General features: G+C 72.0%; 12 protein-coding genes and 2 pseudogenes. 4 read left to right on the top strand and 10 right to left on the bottom strand.

Translation table 11 applies throughout. From position 1 onward, the window contains the following. Positions 1–5: 5 nt before the first annotated feature. A complete protein-coding gene (locus VF557_01270) occupies positions 6–611 on the bottom strand; it encodes a DUF4188 domain-containing protein (GenBank protein ID HEX8078818.1) in 606 nt (201 codons plus the stop codon). Positions 612–687: 76 nt separating this feature from the next. Here VF557_01270 and VF557_01265 point away from each other — a divergent pair, with 76 nt between their 5' ends. After that, positions 688–1,686, top strand: coding sequence for a MerR family transcriptional regulator (locus tag VF557_01265; GenBank protein ID HEX8078817.1), 999 nt, complete (start codon positions 688–690; stop codon positions 1,684–1,686). Here the strand turns inward: VF557_01265 and galT are convergent. From galT to VF557_01240, 5 genes are all read right to left on the bottom strand, one after another. Beyond that, a complete protein-coding gene (gene galT, locus VF557_01260) occupies positions 1,646–2,725 on the bottom strand; it encodes a galactose-1-phosphate uridylyltransferase (GenBank protein HEX8078816.1) in 1,080 nt (359 codons plus the stop codon). The two genes, VF557_01265 and galT, sit on opposite strands and share 41 nt — an antisense overlap. Then, positions 2,722–3,525 carry a DeoR/GlpR family DNA-binding transcription regulator gene (locus VF557_01255; protein ID HEX8078815.1) on the bottom strand — a complete coding sequence of 268 codons (804 nt, stop codon included), beginning with the start codon at positions 3,523–3,525 and terminating at the stop codon, positions 2,722–2,724. The genes galT and VF557_01255 overlap by 4 nt, the downstream gene beginning before the upstream one ends. Before the next feature lie 207 nt (positions 3,526–3,732). Further along, a complete protein-coding gene (locus VF557_01250; protein ID HEX8078814.1) occupies positions 3,733–5,382 on the bottom strand; it encodes a DNA repair helicase XPB in 1,650 nt (549 codons plus the stop codon). Positions 5,383–5,562: 180 nt separating this feature from the next. After that, positions 5,563–7,971 carry a helicase-associated domain-containing protein gene (locus VF557_01245; GenBank protein ID HEX8078813.1) on the bottom strand — a complete coding sequence of 803 codons (2,409 nt, stop codon included), beginning with the start codon at positions 7,969–7,971 and terminating at the stop codon, positions 5,563–5,565. Between the two features lie 15 nt (positions 7,972–7,986). Next, positions 7,987–8,199, bottom strand: coding sequence for a hypothetical protein (locus VF557_01240; GenBank protein ID HEX8078812.1), 213 nt, complete (start codon positions 8,197–8,199; stop codon positions 7,987–7,989). A 130-nt stretch (positions 8,200–8,329) separates the two neighbouring features. Between VF557_01240 and VF557_01235 the strand changes: the two genes are divergently transcribed. Beyond that, entirely contained in the window at positions 8,330–9,034 is a 705-nt protein-coding gene (locus VF557_01235) for an MOSC domain-containing protein (protein ID HEX8078811.1), read from the top strand. A gap of 231 nt (positions 9,035–9,265) precedes the next feature. Then, positions 9,266–9,457, top strand: a pseudogene (locus VF557_01230) (cold-shock protein). A gap of 369 nt (positions 9,458–9,826) precedes the next feature. Here VF557_01230 and VF557_01225 read toward each other — a convergent pair. From VF557_01225 to VF557_01215, 3 genes are all read right to left on the bottom strand, one after another. Beyond that, positions 9,827–10,639: a 1,4-dihydroxy-6-naphthoate synthase gene (locus VF557_01225; protein ID HEX8078810.1), complete on the bottom strand. Its 813-nt coding sequence runs from the start codon at positions 10,637–10,639 to the stop codon at positions 9,827–9,829. Continuing rightward, on the bottom strand, positions 10,636–11,376 hold the full coding sequence (locus VF557_01220; protein HEX8078809.1) for a futalosine hydrolase: 741 nt from the start codon (positions 11,374–11,376) through the stop codon (positions 10,636–10,638). Before VF557_01220 ends, VF557_01225 begins: the two co-directional genes overlap by 4 nt. A 61-nt stretch (positions 11,377–11,437) precedes the next feature. Continuing rightward, positions 11,438–13,114 (bottom strand): MFS transporter, encoded by a 1,677-nt coding sequence (locus VF557_01215; GenBank protein HEX8078808.1) that lies wholly within the window; start codon positions 13,112–13,114, stop codon positions 11,438–11,440. A 78-nt stretch (positions 13,115–13,192) separates the two neighbouring features. On the opposite strand from VF557_01215, the gene VF557_01210 reads away from it, so the two are divergent. After that, a complete protein-coding gene (locus tag VF557_01210; GenBank protein ID HEX8078807.1) occupies positions 13,193–14,122 on the top strand; it encodes a DUF3027 domain-containing protein in 930 nt (309 codons plus the stop codon). Here VF557_01210 and VF557_01205 read toward each other — a convergent pair. Further along, positions 14,117–15,691: pseudogene (locus VF557_01205) on the bottom strand (bifunctional anthranilate synthase component I family protein/class IV aminotransferase). The gene VF557_01210 and the pseudogene VF557_01205 sit on opposite strands and share 6 nt — an antisense overlap. Between the last annotated feature and the right edge of the window lie 288 nt (positions 15,692–15,979).

The raw sequence follows: 15,979 nt of genomic DNA, 5'->3' as shown, positions 1-15,979 counted from the left end.
TCGGCTCACCCGCTGACCGCGTCGGCCAGCCGGTCCGTATCGGTGGCCGCGTGCGGGCAGCCGAGCGGGGTGTGGGCAGGCGTCGCCGGGTACTCAGCCGCCACCCTGCGGTCCGGGGCCGGCCGTCGGGCGCCGGTGGCCAGCCGGTCCCGGGCGGTGATCCCGCGACGGGCGACCGGCACCACGCTGTCAGTGGCGGCGGCGAGTCCGGACGGCGGCATCGACCGGTAGATGGTTTCGTAGTGTCCTGACTGGACGGAGTAGGTCTCGTGGAAGATGCCGACGGCGGTGGTCTTGGCGGCGTTGCGGTTGAATGCCCGCCAGGTCGGCCGGTGCTTGGCCTGGGGATCGTGGGCATAGCTGATCAGCTGGTCCACCGAGTCCCAGTACTGCACCGTCAGGATGGTGCGTCCGGACCAGAAGGTCTGGACCGAGCGGCAACCGGAGGCCGGCTCCCTGAGCAGTTCCCGGACCATCGGCAGGAAGGCGAGTAGAACTGGGGCCCAGTATCGAACGCTGCGCCAGCGGTTGATCCGCATGCCGATCAGGAACACCACCACATCGGCGTCATGATCGGCTGTAATGGACTCGGCGATTGGCTTGGAGGGCACCTGGTGCTCCTTAGATAGTGTCACTGTTCAATACTAGGATAGCGCTGCTATCCAGTCTTTTCAAAGGGGCGACCCGGTGCGGATTTCGGAGCTGGCCGAACTGAGCGGCCTGCCGGTCGCGACGATCAAGTTCTACCTGCGCGAAGGCCTGCTGCCGGCTGGCACGCCGATCTCACGGACCCAGGCCGAGTACAGCGACTCACACCTGGAACGCCTCCGCCTGATCAGGGCATTGCGGGACATAGCCGACCTGCCGGTCGCGACCGTCGGGACCGTGCTGGCTGCCGTCGACGACGAGGAGCTTCCACTGCTGGACCTGCTGGGTGTCACCCAGCTGGCGGTCGCCGGCTTCAAGGGCTCGACCTCGGCCACCGAAGACGGTCTCGAGCTCGCCGCCGAGCTGCTGGCGGGCCTGGACTGGACACTCACCGATGACTCGCCGCTGCTCGACTCGCTGGCCCGGGTGCTGGACGTGCTGCGTGGCGAGGGCGAGCCGGTGGACGCCGAGAGCCTCCGGCCGTGGGCCGATGCCGCCCTGGCGGTGGCCGAGGTCGAGATGGATCACATCCCGGTCCATGCTCCGCGCGCCGAGGCGGCCCACACCGTCGCCGTCGGCACGGTGATCTACGGAGAGCTGCTGACCCAGCTGCGGCTGGCCGCGCAGGAGGCGGTCAGCCTGGCTCGGTTCGGCCCGGAGGAGTCGTCCTCGGAGGAGCCGTCCTCGGAGGAACCGCCCGCGACGCGGCAGCCCGCGAAGAAATCGGCGACGAAGAAGTCGCCGGCGAAGAAGTCACCGGTGAAGGGACGAGCCGCGAAGGCTGTTCCGGAGAAGGCAGTGCCTGCCAAAGGTGTCCCTGCCAAGACTGCCCCTGCCAGGAATGTTCCCGCCAAGGGTGTCCCTGCCAAGGCTGTCCCTGCCAAGGCTGTCCCTGCCAAGGTGCTGCCTGCGGAGCCGCTGCCGAAGGAGACGTTGCCTGGCAAGGCGCATCCGGCCAGGGCGCGGTCGGCGCAGCAGCCGGTCGCGCAGGTGCGGCTCAGTCGCCGCGCAGCTGGGCAGCCGCGTTCTCGGGGGTGATGTCGTTGACCCACACCGCGGCCCCGGACTCCGAGCCGGCCAGGTACTTCAGCTTGCCCGCGGCCCGCCGGATGGTGAAGACCTCGGTGCCCAGGTGCCAGCTGTCGGCGAACTGCCGGACCGGCGCCTGGTGCCAGCCTGCGATATAGGGCGTCGGGGTGTCGAACAGCCGGTCGAAACGCTGCAGCAGGTCCAGGTAGCTGCTGGCCAGGTCGTCGCGCTCGTCCTCGGTCAGCTCCGGCAGGCTGGCGACGTGACGGTTGGCGACCAGCCTGGCCTCGTAGGGCCAGCGGGCCGCGAACGGCACCAGCGCCGTCCAGTGCTCGCCGCGGCTGATGATCCGCTCACCGGCGGCCACCTCGCGGCGTAGCAGCTCGCAGCGCAGGCACTGGCCGTGCTCGTCGGAGTAGGCGGCGGCGGTCTGGGCCGCCCGCAGCATCCGCGGCGGCACGAATGGGTAGCCATAGATCTGGCCGTGCGGGTGCGACAGCGTCACGCCGATCTCCTCGCCCCGGTTCTCGAAGCAGAAGACGTACTCCACCTCGGGCAGCCGGCTCAGCTCGGCAGTCCGGTCGGCCAGGGCGTCGATCACCGTCCGGGCATGCTGCTGGCTGAGCTGGGCGAAGGAGGTGTTGTGGTCGCTGGTGAAGCACACCACCTCGCAGCGCCCGGTGCCCGGGCCGGATCGGAACGGGAACTCCTCGACGACCCCGAAGGCGTCGGCGGCCTCGACGGCAAGTGAGGGAAACCGGTTCTCGAACACCGCCACGTCGTAGTCGGCGGCCGGGATCTCGGTGGCCTTGCCCTCGGTGCTCGGGCACAGCGGGCACAGGCTGGCCGGCGGTTTGTAGGTGCGCGACTGCCGGTGCCCGGCGATCACCGTCCACTCGCTGAACAGCGGGTCCCAGCGGATCTGGGACGAGGTGGCGGTCTCGGGCAGCTCGCGGGTGTCCGGGGCGGACCGGTCGTTGCCCGGCTTCAGGTCGTAGTAGAACAGGTCCCGGCCGTCGGCCAGGCTGCTGTGCTGCCGGTGGGTCATGCCCTGGCACCTTCTCTGCTGCCCTCAGTGGCGGCCGGTACCACGACCAGCTCGCCGACCGACTCCTTCAGCACGGCCCGGGCTTCGTCGGACAGGCCATCGTCGGTGATCAGGACGTCGGCGGCCGACAGCGGTCCGAAATCGGCCAGCCCGACGGTCGTCCACTTGGACGAGTCGGCCATCACGATCACCACCTGGGCCCGGTCGATCAACGCCCGGTTGGTCTCGGCCTCGGCCAGGTTGGGGGTGGTGAAGCCGGCGACGGCGTCCATGCCGTGCACGCCGAGGAACAGCTGGTCGAAATGCAGCGACCGGATGGTGCTGTCGGCGACCGGCCCGACCAGCGCCGCGCTCGGGGTGCGGACGCCGCCGGTGAGGATCACGGTCAGCTTGGTGCTCTCCGACGAGCAGATGGTGTCGGCGACCGCGGTCGAGTTGGTCACCACTGTCAGCCCCGGGATCGAGGCGACGTGGCGGCCCAGCGCCCAGGTGGTGGTGCCGGCCGACAGCGCGACGGCGGTGCCGGGGGCGATCATCCGGGCGGCCTGGGCCGCGATCGCCTGCTTGGCCGGCTGCGCCAGGTTGCTCTTGACCTCGAAGCCGGGCTCCTCGGTGACGTGGCTGCCGAGCACCGCGCCGCCGTGCACCTTCTGGATGGCGCCGTCGGATGACAGCTGGTCGAGGTCGCGGCGGATCGTCATGTCCGAGACGCCCAGCAGGAGGGTCAGCTCGGAGACCCGCACTCCGCCGGCTCGGCGTACCTCATCGAGGATCCGCGCCTGACGCTGGCGAGCGAGCATCGATACCGTCCTGTGGTGCTGGAGTGGCGTGTCGCTGGTTCGCATCACTTAAGTCCAGGATTGATCAATCCACAACATAAGTCAACAACATCGCACAGGTAGGCTGCTCACCTGGTGCCAGTCTAGGACAAGTTGGGCGGGTCAGAGCAGGGCGCGTCGCCAGACTGTTGCCGAGCCAGCCAGAACCCTGCTGGGAGAAGAGACGATCTACAGCGGACGGAGCAGGTCGTCGGCGTCGATGATCGTGTAGGCGTAGCCCTGCTCGGCCAGGAACCGCTGCCGGTGGGCGGCGTAGTCGGCGTCCAGGCTGTCGCGGCTGACCACGGTGTAGAAGTGCGCCTGCCGGCCGTCGTGCTTGGGCCGCAGCACCCGTCCCAGCCGCTGCGCCTCCTCCTGGCGGGAGCCGAAGGTGCCCGAGATCTGGACCGCCACCGCCGCCTCGGGCAGGTCGATGGAGAAGTTGGCCACCTTGCTGACCACCAGCACCCGGGTCTCGCCGGCCCGGAAGGAGTCATAGAGCCGCTCGCGCTCCCGGTTGGGCGTGGAGCCCTGGATGATCGGGATGTCGCCCAGATGCTCGGAGATCTCCTCCAGCTGGTCGAGGTAGGCGCCGATCACCAGCACCTGGTCATCGGGGTGCTGGTCCACGATCGCCTTGATCACCGGCAACTTGGTGCGCGCGGTGGCAGCCAGCTTGTACTTGTCCTCGGGCTCGGCGGTGGCATAGGCCATCCGCTCGGCGTCGGTCAGGGTCACCCGCACCTCGGAGCAGTCCGCCGGGGCGATCCAGCCCTGGTTCTCGATGTCCTTCCACGGCGCGTCATAGCGCTTGGGCCCGATCAGGGAGAACACGTCGCCCTCCCGGCCGTCCTCGCGGACCAGCGTCGCGGTCAGGCCGAGCCGCCGGCGCGACTGCAGGTCAGCGGTCAGCCGGAAGATCGGCGCCGGCAGCAGGTGCACCTCGTCATAGATCACCAGCCCCCAGTCCCGGGAGTCGAACAGCTCCAGGTGCCGGTACTCGCCCTTACGCCGGGTCGTCATGATCTGGTAGGTGGCGATGGTGACCGGCCGGATCTCCTTCCGCTCGCCGGAGTACTCGCCGATCTCCTCCTCGGTCAGGCTGGTGCGGGCCAGCAGCTCCCGCTTCCACTGCCGTCCGGAGACGGTGTTGGTGACCAGGATCAGGGTGGTCGCCTTGGCCTCGGCCATCGCCGCCGCGCCGACCAGGGTCTTGCCCGCGCCGCAGGGCAGCACCACCACGCCCGAGCCGCCGGCCCAGAACGAGTCCACCGCCTGCTGCTGGTAGGGCCGCAGCGTCCAGTCGGCGTTGTCCAGCTCGATCGGATGCGCCTCGCCGTCGACATAGCCGGCCAGGTCCTCGGCCGGCCAGCCGACCTTGAGCAGCGCCTGCTTGAGCCGGCCACGCTCGGACGGGTGCACCGCCACGGTGTCGGCGTCGATCCGCTCGCCCAGCATCGGGGCGATCTTCTTCTGCCGCAGCACCTCCTCCAGCACCGCGCGGTCCAGGCTGATCAGGACCAGGCCGTGCACCGGGTGCTTGACCAGCTGCAGCCGGCCATAGCGGTCCATGGTGTCGGCGACGTCGACCAGCAGCGCGTGCGGCACCGTGTAGCGCGAGAAGCGGACCAGGGCGTCGACGACCTGCTCGGCGTCATGGCCGGCGGCGCGCGCGTTCCACAGCCCCAGCGGCGTCAGCCGGTAGGTGTGCACGTGCTCGGGGGATCGCTCCAGCTCGGCGAACGGCGCGATGGCCGCGCGGGCGTCGCCGGCCATGGGATGGTCGACCTCGAGCAGCAGCGTCTTGTCGGACTGGACGATCAGGGGTCCGTCGGTCACCCGGGTGTGCTCCTCAAAGCTGGCTGGCGGTTCGGGGGCCTAGCGGGCCCGGCAGGTCCGGCTGGCCTGCCGCACTCCGGCCCAAGTGCTCCATTGTGCCAAGGATCTCAGGCGTCCGGATGTTCCCGCGACGACGGCTGCCGGCCCGACCCCCGACGGCGGCTGCCGGCCCGGTGCGGCTCAGTCGGCCAGCACGCTGACGGTGGTGATCCGCTGCAGCGGGTAGCTGCGCAACCGGCTGTCCGACGGGTCGTAGCCGCGCACCATGCCGCCGCCCACCGAGATCGGCAGCATGGTGCGCTGCGACAGGGTGCCGGTGTCGTCGACGTAGCCGATCGCGATCAGCAGCTCCTCGCGGACGGCGGTGCGCAGCAGCTCCAGGATCGAGGCCGAGGTCACTCCCGGCACCTGCTGGGAGACCCGGCTGGTGGAGTTGGTGATGGCCACGGCCAACCGCTCGCTCGCCCGCAGCCGGGTGACCACCTCGACCAGCTGGCTCTCGCTGATCGAGTTGCCCCGGGCCCGCGAGATCCGCGAATGCTGGCGGGCCGGCACCCGCGGCGCGTCGGCCGCGAAACTGAGCATCGCCCCGTCGGCGGACTCGGCGGCCGGCGCGAAGCCGGCGCGGCGCAACCGGTCCAGCACGCTGGAGATCGCCGCCGGCGAGATCAGCACCGTCGGGGCGATCCGCACCAGCCCCAGGGACTCCAGCCCCGGTTCGGCCAGCACCCGGCTCAGCAGCGCCTCGTCGTCACAGCGCAGGTAACTGGTGGCGGTGCCGGTCCGCAGCCGGCCGTGCTGGGTGGCCACGTCGTTGATCAGGTAGTGCAGGGCTTGGGGCACCGGGGTGCGGGAGCGGCTGGTGAAGAACTGCTGCAGGTCCGAACCGGTGCGCCCGGCGTCCAGGGCCCGCCGCAGGCTGACCGGGGAGATCCGGTACACCGCCGCGCCGCCGGTGGACTCCAGGTCGGCCACCAGGTTCAGCTCGCGTTGCAGCTCCGGCCCGGGCGGGCCGGGAACGACCGCGGTCAGGTCCGGCTGCAGCAGGAACTCCTCGACTGCCTCGGGAAGCGCCGCGGTCAGGGCATGGACCGCGTTGGCCTCGGCCTGCGCCGCCCCGGTGCCGGCGCCGTCGAACAGCGCCCGGGTGTAGCCGGTGATGGCGCCGTACCCGGTCATCCCCAGGGTCGCAGCCTCGCCGAGCATGCTCGCCGCGCTCTTGCGGTTGACCGAGGCCCGTCGCGGCGCCTGCCAGCTGAGCCGGGCGAGCACCTGCTCGTCGGAGGCCGGCGCCAGCCCCGGGGCCAGCTCGGCAAGCAGGCCCAGCAACTGCAGCCGCAACGCCGGGGCGCTGTGCCGCTCCGCGTCCGCCGACAGCGCCGCGATGGTCTTGTCACGGTCGTCGCGGGCGCCGACCAGGCTCGGTAACCGGGTCATCGACAGCCAGGCGGTCGCCAGCCGCACCCAGCGCTCGGCCGTGCCCTGCCGCAGCCAGCCGTCGAACTCGGTGGTCGGCAGGTAGACCGGGTCGGCGGTGGTGGTGCTGGACAGCAGCCCGGCCTCGAAGGCGACCTCGGTCAGCAGCGCCGTGACCGGCTCGCCGGCATCCACGGCGCGGCTCAGCCGGCGCAGCTCGCGCACCCCGAGGCCGCCGGCGCGCAGCAGCCCGGGTGGGTCGGCAGCGATCTCGTTGAGCAGCAGTTCGACCAGCCGGACGGTTTCGAGCACCTGGGTGCAGCCACCGCCGTCGATCACCGGGGCGCCCCGCTCGAGCACCTCGATCTCAGGCGGCCGGGGCGTCGCCGCGCCGGCCGGCTGGGAGCGCAGGGCCAGCCCGATCTCGCGCGGCAGCTCGACGGTGTGGTTGTCGATCGGCACCAGCAGGCCCCGCTCGACCAGGCCGCGGGCCGGGTTGTCGGCGTCGACGCTGGACTGCCGGCCGGTCAGGGCGTTGCGCAGTGCCCCGATCGGCGGCCCGGCCGCGAGCCGGTCCAGGACCGAGCGCTCGGCCGGCGAGCAGTCGGCCAGCAGCTGATCGAGCTGGTCCTCGATGGTGGCCGCGGCCGAGCTGCCCGAGCGCGGCTGGGTCGCCGGCGGCAGCCCCAACCGGCGCAGCAGCGGGGCCAGCGCGATGTCGTTGACCGAGGCGTACAGGTCGGCCGCCCTACGTCCCAGACCCGCCGGATACGGCCCGAGCACCTCGCGCACGGTGCCCACCGGGTGCAGCCGCTCGGCCGGGCCCCAGGCCAGCGCCCACTCCCGCAGCCGGTCCACCGCGGCCGCGACGTCGGCGCCCAGCGCCGGCTCGAACCAGGCCCGCACCGTGCTCAGCGAGGCGTCCGGGCCGGCGCAGACCAGCACTTCCAGGGTCCGCAGGGTGAAGGCGTCCAGGCCGTCCAGGGCGCGCGAGATGGAAGTGCGGACACTGGCTCTACTGGCCAGCGTGCTGAGGTCGACCGGCGCCGGCAGCGCGAGGTCGGGACGCCGGCGCAGCAGCGTCACCAGCTGCGCGTCACTCCAGCCCCGGAGCCAGTCGGTCAGGGACTGGGGCGCGCCGGAGCGCGCCAGAGCCTGCGGTTGTGCGGTCACTCAGCGGGTGAGGGCTCAGCGGCCAGCGAGGTAGGGCCGGTTCTCGGGACCCGGGTGCCGGTAGTAGAGCTCCTCCACGGGCAGCGGAAAGCTCAGGTCGTCGCCGAACGGGCTCTGTGACCCGGCCTTGTCGGAGAGCAGCTCGTTCACCGGGTGTTCGGGGTAGGCATCGTCCCAGGTGTGCTGGGGCTGGTTGTACGGCTGGTTCTGCGGCGTAATGCCTGCCATCTGCGTCACCCTCTGCGTTGCTCGCGCTGCCTGTTCGGCTACCTCGCCCTACCCGGACCGGACGCCCGCGAAGGGATGCCCGGATAAATAGGCCAAAGGATCAGTGTGCCACGTGACTAGGGTGTACGCCGTGGCAGCCGTGAACTCACGGGTCGTCGCGGTCAACCTGGCGCACGTGATCGACACGCCGCCGGTGCGTCCCGGGACCCGGCCCAACAAGAAGCCCGCCAGGACCGGCATCGACAAGCGCCCGGTGAGTCAGCCGGTGATGGTGCGCCGGCTCGGGCTGGCCGGCGACACCATCTGCGACACCCGCAACCACGGCGGCCTGGACCAGGCGGTGTACGCCTACGCCAGCGAGGACACCGAGTGGTGGCAGCAGCAGTTGGCCGGCGAGCTGAGCTTCGAGCTGGGCCCCGGCTCGCTGGGTGAGAACCTCACGTTGCGCGGCGTGGACGTCACCAACGCGGTGATCGGCGAGCGCTGGCGGGTAGGCGGGGCGATCCTGCAGGTGGCGGCGCCCCGGATCCCGTGCTCCACCTTCGCCAGCTACTGGAACGTCGACCGGCTGGTCAGGCGGTTCACCCAGTCCGGCCGGGTCGGGGCGTACCTGCGGGTGCTGACCGAGGGTGAGGTGGCCGCCGGTGACGAGGTCGCGGTGCTGGACCGGCCGGCGCACGGGCTGACCCTGGTGCAGACGCTGCGGGCGCTGACCGGTGACCGCAGCCTGGCCCCGAGGCTGCTCGCCGCCCCCGAACTGCCCGAGGACGTGCACCGGTCGGCCCGTAAGTGGCTCGCCGCGGCCGAGCGCTCAGCGGCCGCTGAGTCCCGCTAGCCGGCTGGCGCCACGCCTCAGCCGAGGCGCGCCGAGACCGGTCGGCGAGCGGCTGCGGGCATGGGTTCTGCTATCTCCGGTGCGGTCGTCGTCGGGCTCGCGCTAGCCTGTGACCTTGACGCCCGCACGACGTGTGGGCGTCAATCGTTTGCACTGAGACAATCTGGTACTGGCAGTGTGTGTACTGCCAGTGCGTTTCATCTTTGACAGAAGTAATGGGGTGTTGGAGTCATGCCGTCCGGCAAGGTGAAGTGGTTTGACGCCGAAAAGGGCTTCGGTTTTCTTGCCGACGACGAGGGCGCCGACGTGTTCGTGCACAAGGACGCCCTCCCGGCGGGGGTTCCCGAGCTCAAGCCCGGCCAACGGGTCGAATTCGGGATCGTGCAGGGGCGCAAGGGCAACCAGGCGCTGCAGGTCCGGCTGCTCGAGCCGATGCCGTCGGTGGTCAAGGCCACCCGCCGGCCGGCCGAAGAGATGACGCCGATCGTCGAGGACCTGATCAAGCTGCTCGACAAGGTGGGTAACGGCCTGCGCCGCGGGCACTATCCCGACCGGGCCGAGGGCAAGAAGGTCGCCACCCTGCTGCGGGCGGTGGCCGACAACCTGGAGAGCTGAGGCGGATCTGCGAGTTGCTCGCGGCGAGCCCCTCCGGATCGGTAGGTCCGGCGGCGAGCCACCCTGATCGGTGGCCGTCTAGCAGGGCGACACGCCGATCAGCACCCTGCTCAGCGGCCAACGACGGCGGCGAGCCGAGGTCGCGTCCGGGCGGCGAGTGGGGCAGCGCCGAAGGGTTCAGCGCAGCGGACCGAAGGCCGGCACCAGTCCGGCCTGGCGCGCCCGTCCCAGCAGCAGCTCGATCGCGGCGTAACCCTCCTCGCCCAGGTCCCGGCTGAAGGAGTTGACGTAGAGCTCGATGTGCTGGCGCTGGACGTCGGGGTCGAGCTCGTCGGCGTGCTCGGCCACGAACGCCGCCGAGGCGTCGGGATGGGCGAAGGCGTAGTCCACCGAGCGGCGCAGGACGTCGGTCAGCGCGGCGGCGTCGAGCTCGCGCCGGGCCAGGATGGCGCCGAGTGGAATCGGGTGCCCGGTGCTCTGCTCCCACCACTGCCCCAGATCGGCCAGCGCCCGCAGCCCGTAACGCGGGTAGGTGAAGCGGGCCTCGTGGATCACCAGGCCGGCGTCGAAGCGGCCGTCGCGCACCCCCGGCATGATCTCGGCGAACGGCGCCACCTCGATCGAGGCCGGGGACTGCCCGGCGCCCCACAGCCGCATCAGCAGGTAGGCGGTGGTGCGCTCGCCCGGCACCGCCAGCCGGGCCCCGTCCAGGTCGGTCCGGTCGTCGGCGGCCAGCACCAGCGGGCCGCAGCCCCGGCCCAGCGCGCCGCCGCAGGGCAGCAGCCGGTAGTCGGCCAGCAGCCAGGGCAGCGCGGCGTAGGAGACCTTGACGACGTCGAAGCGGCCCTGCTCGGCGGCGGTGTTGGTCACGTCCACGTCGGCGAAGGTGACCTCGGTGGCCGGAGCGCCCGGAATCAGCCCGTGCGTCCAGGCGTGAAAGATGAAGGTGTCGTTCGGGCACGGCGAGAACGCCAGCTTCAGCGCGGTCACCGGCCGGCCCCCGGCGACGAGCCGTCGGCCCGGATGTCCAGGGCGCGGATGTCCAGCGGCTCGGCGAGCAGCCGGCCGAAGGCGGCCCCCAACGCGGCCAGCGCGTCGGGGATCTGCCAGGACTCGCGATCACGCGGGCCGACCGGGTTGCTGATGGCGCGCAGCTCGACGAACGGCACCCCGGCCCGGTCGGCGGCCAGGCACACCCCGACACCTTCCATCGCCTCGGCGACCGCGTCGGGATGGCGGGCCAGCAGCTGATCGGCGCGCCGCCGGCTGCCGGTCACCGTCGAGACGCTCAGCACCGTCCCGGTGATCGCGCCGGTCCGGCGGCTGATCTCGGCGGCCAGGCCTGCCCGCACCGGATGCCAGACCGCACCCCAGCCGAGGTCGGCCATCGAGACGAAGCCGTCGGCGGTCTCGGCGCCGAGGTCGGCGTGCACCACGGCGTCGGCGACCACCACCGCGCCGACCGGGGCGGCCGGAAAGCCGCCGCCCAGGCCTGCCGACACCGCCAGGTCATAGGGCTGGCGCAGCAGGCAGCCGGTGCTGACCGCCGCCGCCACCGGGCCGACACCGCCGCTGACGACGTCGAGCAGGCCGGCCGAGGTCAGCGCGCGGTGCACCCGCAGGCCGTGCACGTCGCCGACGGCCGGTTGCCCGGCCAGCCCGGCCAGCACGGCGTCGCGCTCGGCCTCGACCGCGGTCACCACCAGGATCCTGAGCGAGGCGCTCATCGCTGCCGCAGCTGGACGCCGAGCAACCAGGTGGTGAGCTGGTTGGTCGGGCGCGGCACACTCACTCGCCGAGATTACCTTCGGCGGTCAGCGGGGTTCCGGCTGGCGTGGACCGGTGCCCTCTGAGCGCCCGCTCGTGCAGCGCCATGGTGATCGCCACGAACATCAGCACGCAGGCCGCCACCACGAAACCGAGCCGGCCGTTGCCGGCCGGCAACAGCAGCGCGATCGTCGCTCCCAGCACCCAGGACAGTTGCAGGAAGGTCTCCGAACGCCCGAACGCCGAGGACCGCAGCGATTCGGCCACGTCCCGCTGGATGATCGCGTCCAGCGACAGCTTGGACAGCGCGTTGGACACCGCGCTGACCAGCATCGCCGCGATCGCCACCGGAAAGCTGAACAGCACCGCGGTGGCCAGGCAGCCGATAGCCGCGGCGGAGGTGCACACCAGGATGATCAGGTCCGGACGGGCCATCCGCAGCCGGGTGCCGATGCCGGTGCCGACGAAGGTGCCGAACCCGCTGGCCGCCCCCAGCGCTCCCAGGCTGGCCACCGCCTGCCAGCCGTGTGACACCGACTCGATGTAGAAGACCAGGAACATGGTCAGGAAGCCGGCCAGCCAGCGCAGCGTCGACTCGCCCTGCAGCGCCACGATCACCGGCGGGGCGAAGCCGCGCCGGCTCCACTCGAGCAGCCGGCCGAACAGCCCGTGCGGCCGGCGCCGGTTGGCCCGGGCGGCGCGCAGGTCGCCCTTCATCCGCAGCGAGGCGGGCAGCGCGTCCACGATCTTGGGCAGCCGCAACGCCGAGATGCCGGTCAGCGTGAAGGCGGTGGCGGTGATCCACAGGCCGAGCGAGTAGGAGCCGGTGACCTTGATCACCACACCCACCAGCCCACCGCCGAGCAGCGCGGCGGCCAGGCCGAAGATCGACAGCCGGGCGTTGGCCTCGACCAGGGTCAGGTTGCTCGGCACCAGCCGCGGCGCGGCCGAGGACCTGATCACCGCGTAGGCCTTGGACAGCACCAGCGAGCCCAGCGCGGCCGGAAACAGCAGCAGCAGGTCGGTGAAGTGCATCGCCATCACGATCGCCAGGGCCGCCCGGCCGAACGCGGTGCCGGCCATCACCCAGCGCCGCCCGTGCTGCACCCGGTCCAGCGCCGGCCCGATCACCGGCGCCACCAGGGCGAACGGGGCCATCGTCATCAGCAGGTAGAGCAGCACGTTGCCGCGCTGGGCCTCGGACGGCGCGGAGAAGAACACCGTGCCGGCCAACGCGACGGTGACCATCGCGTCGGAGCCGTAGGACATCACCTGGTTCCAGATGAGCGCGGTCAGGCCGGACTCGCGGGCGCCGTCGGCCTGGCTGGCCGAGATCACCTTGTGGGTGACCAGCCGGGACAGGTAGCTGCTGCGGGCCAGCACCGCCCGGGTCACCGTGACGTTGCCGGTGTTCACCGGCCGGACCGACACCCGGGGCGCGGATCGCCGGCCCCTTCTGGCAGCGGGCGGGCTGTTCACCCGGCGGCGGGGATGGGAGTCATCGGACTCACGGGAGGCGCCGCGGGGATCGGGCTCATCGGACTCGCGCCCGCGGGGATCGGGGCCGCCGCGGGAATCGGGGTGCGGGGCGGGCTCGTGAGGAGCCCCTGAGCGAGCGGCGGCATCGGAGTAGGTGGGGGCGGAATAGCCGTCCCCACCCGCCTGCCCGGCCCAGGACGAACCGTCTCCCACCGTCACGGTTATATCCTGCCCCACCGCACCGGTCGATGCCCCGGCAATGTGCTCAGCTGCCCGTCGTGGTGCGACAATAGGTGGGTGACCGCTCCGAGCCCGTCGAGTCAACCTCAGACCGTTGACCCCGCCACCGCCGCGGCGGTGGAGCTGGCGCGGGCTGCCGCCGTCGAGATGGCCGGCTCCGACGTCGGCGAGCACCTCGGCGTGCACCCCGAAGGTGAGCTGGCCGCCACCCACGCCTTCGCCGCCTCGCTGCCCGGCTATGTCGGCTGGTTCTGGGCCGTCACCGTGGTGCGGGCGCCCGACTGCGAGCCGACGGTCGCCGAGGTGGTGCTGCTGCCGGGTGAGAACTCGCTGCGCGCGCCGGAGTGGGTGCCGTGGAGCCAGCGGGTGCAAGCCGGTGACCTCAGCCCCGGTGACCTGCTGCCGACCGCTCCTGATGACCCCCGGCTGGCGCCGGCCTACCTGCTCTCCGACGATCCCCAGGTCGAGCAGGTGTCCTTCGAGCTGGGCCTGGGCCGGGTCCGGGTGCTGTCCCGGCTGGGACGGCTGGAGGCTGCCGAGCGCTGGTTCGCCGGCTCGCACGGCCCGGACAACCCGATGGCCAAGCAGGCGCCGGGCAACTGTGGCACCTGCGGGTTCTTCCTGCCGCTGGCAGGTTCGCTGCAAGCCGCCTTTGGGGTGTGCGGCAACGAGGTGGTCGAGGCCGACGGGCAGGTGGTGTCGGTCGAGTACGGCTGCGGGGCGCACTCAGAGGTGGTGCTCGAGCCGGCAGCCGACGAGCTGGGCGAGGTCTTCGAGGACGATCTGATCGACCTGCTGCCCCGGGACTCTGACGGTTCTCAGGACCTCGACGGCGTCGAAGGCGGCCCGTCAGCCGAGCCAGCCGCCGAGCTCGGCGAGCAGGGCCTCGTCGACGTCGAGGCGGGCGCCGTCCAGGAATTCGACGGCGGCGACCCCCCGGATGCTGGACAGGCTGAGCACCAGCCGGGCGCGGCGGACCGCGACTAGCGGAACCGGCTCCAGCGCGACCGGCCAGCCGCGGTCCAGGGCGGCGTCCAGCAGCCGCCGACGGGTGATTCCGGGCAGGACGTTCTCTCCTAGCACCGGGGTTCGCAGCACGCCGTCCTGGCAGATCACGGCGACGTTGCCGCGGCTGGTCTCCAGCACCAGCTCGGCGCCGTCCGGGCCGGGCTCGGTGAACAGCGGCCAGCTGCCCGCGCGCTCCAGCCCGCTGAGCCAGTCGCGGTCGGCCCACTTGTGCCGCCAGCTGCCGGTGCGCCCGGCCTGGCGCCGCAGCGACACCGGATGGAAGCCCCGCGGCGCGGCAGCCACCTCGATCTCGGCAGCGCGCAGGCCGGGGCCGAAACGCAACCGCACCTGCTGCCGGCCGGTGCGCCCGGCCACCGCCTGGTGCAGGTGACGGGGCAGCTCAGCAGGCAGCCCGAGCCGGTACAGCTCCAGGCAGGATGCCTGCAGCCGGGACAGGTGATCGGCCAGCGCCACGATCCGGCCGTCCACCGCGAGCATGGTCTCGATGACGCCGTGCTCGGCCCGCACCACCGATGGCGCCGGCAGCGGCCGGTCCTCGGTCACCGCCGCGCCACCGAGGGCCAGCAGCGGCGCCGCCTTCACCAGGCATTCCTGCCATTCCTGCATCGGCACCGAATCGGCGGTGATCCCGCCACCGACGCCGAGTTCCACCCGGTCGCCGGAGATCTCGAACGTCCGGATCGCGACGTTGAACTCCGCCCGGCCCGGCAGGCCGGCGGATCGGGCCGGCAGCGGGCTCAGATAGCCGACCGCGCCGGTGAACACGCCGCGGTCGACGCCTTCGAGCTCCTCGATGAGCTGCTGCGCGCGGATCTTCGGCGCCCCGGTGACCGAGCCGGGCGGAAAGCAGGCCGTCAACAGGTCGGAGTCGGTGGCACCGGGGCTCAGCCGGCCGGTCACTTCCGAGACCAGGTGCCAGACGCCGGGAGCGGGCCGGACGCTGAGCAGCGTGGGGGTGTCGACGCTGCCGGGCAGGCAGACCCGGGACAGGTCGTTGCGCATCAGGTCCACGATCATCACGTTCTCGGCGCGGTCCTTGGCCGACTGGGCCAGGTCACGGGCCATCAGCTGATCGGCCAGCGCGTGATCGGTGACCGCTTGATCGACCGTCTGCTGATCGGTGACCGCGTGATCGGTGACCGCGTGATCGGTGACCGCCTGATCGGCGGCCGAGCCCAGCCTGCGCCGGGTGCCCTTGATGGGCGCGGTGCGCACCAGGTCGCCCTCCCGGCGCAGGAACAGCTCCGGCGAGAAGCTCACCACGGTCCGGTCCGGCGTCCGCACGAAGGCGGCGTAGCCCGGGGCCAGCCGGTCCAGCCCGGCCGCGAACAGCTCGACCGGCGAGCCGGTCAGTCGCGCCTGGAACCGGGCGCACACGTTGACCTGGTACAGCTGACCGGCCCGGATCGCGGCGATGGCCTGCTCCACCGCGGCGAGGTGGCGCTGCCGCGAGGTGCCGGTGAGGCAGCTGATCGCCGGTGGTAGCCGGACCGGCGGCGGCGCGGTGTCGCCGATCCGCTCGATCACGGCGGCCTGCTCGGCCAGCCGTTCGGCGGAGCCGCCCGCGATCGACTCGAGCCACCAGTCACCGCCGGCGTCGCGGCGCAGCACCTGCTCGAAGAGTCCGAACCAGGACGGGCCGGAGTAGCTCCACCAGCCGAACCAGCCGCCCCCGACGGCGCCCAGCTCGCCCGCGGACAGCTCGCCCAACTCGCCCGCGGACGACTCGCCAGTGGACAGCTTCTCACCGGACGGCTCAGCGGCACCGCCGATCAGCCGAGGATCGGTGACCACCCGGGTCGGGTTCCAGCAGAT

Source organism: Jatrophihabitans sp., assembly GCA_036389035.1.
Lineage (GTDB): Bacteria > Actinomycetota > Actinomycetes > Mycobacteriales > Jatrophihabitantaceae > Jatrophihabitans_A.
Note: the sequence above shows the minus strand (reverse complement) of the source record. Positions and strands in the feature narration are given on the sequence as shown.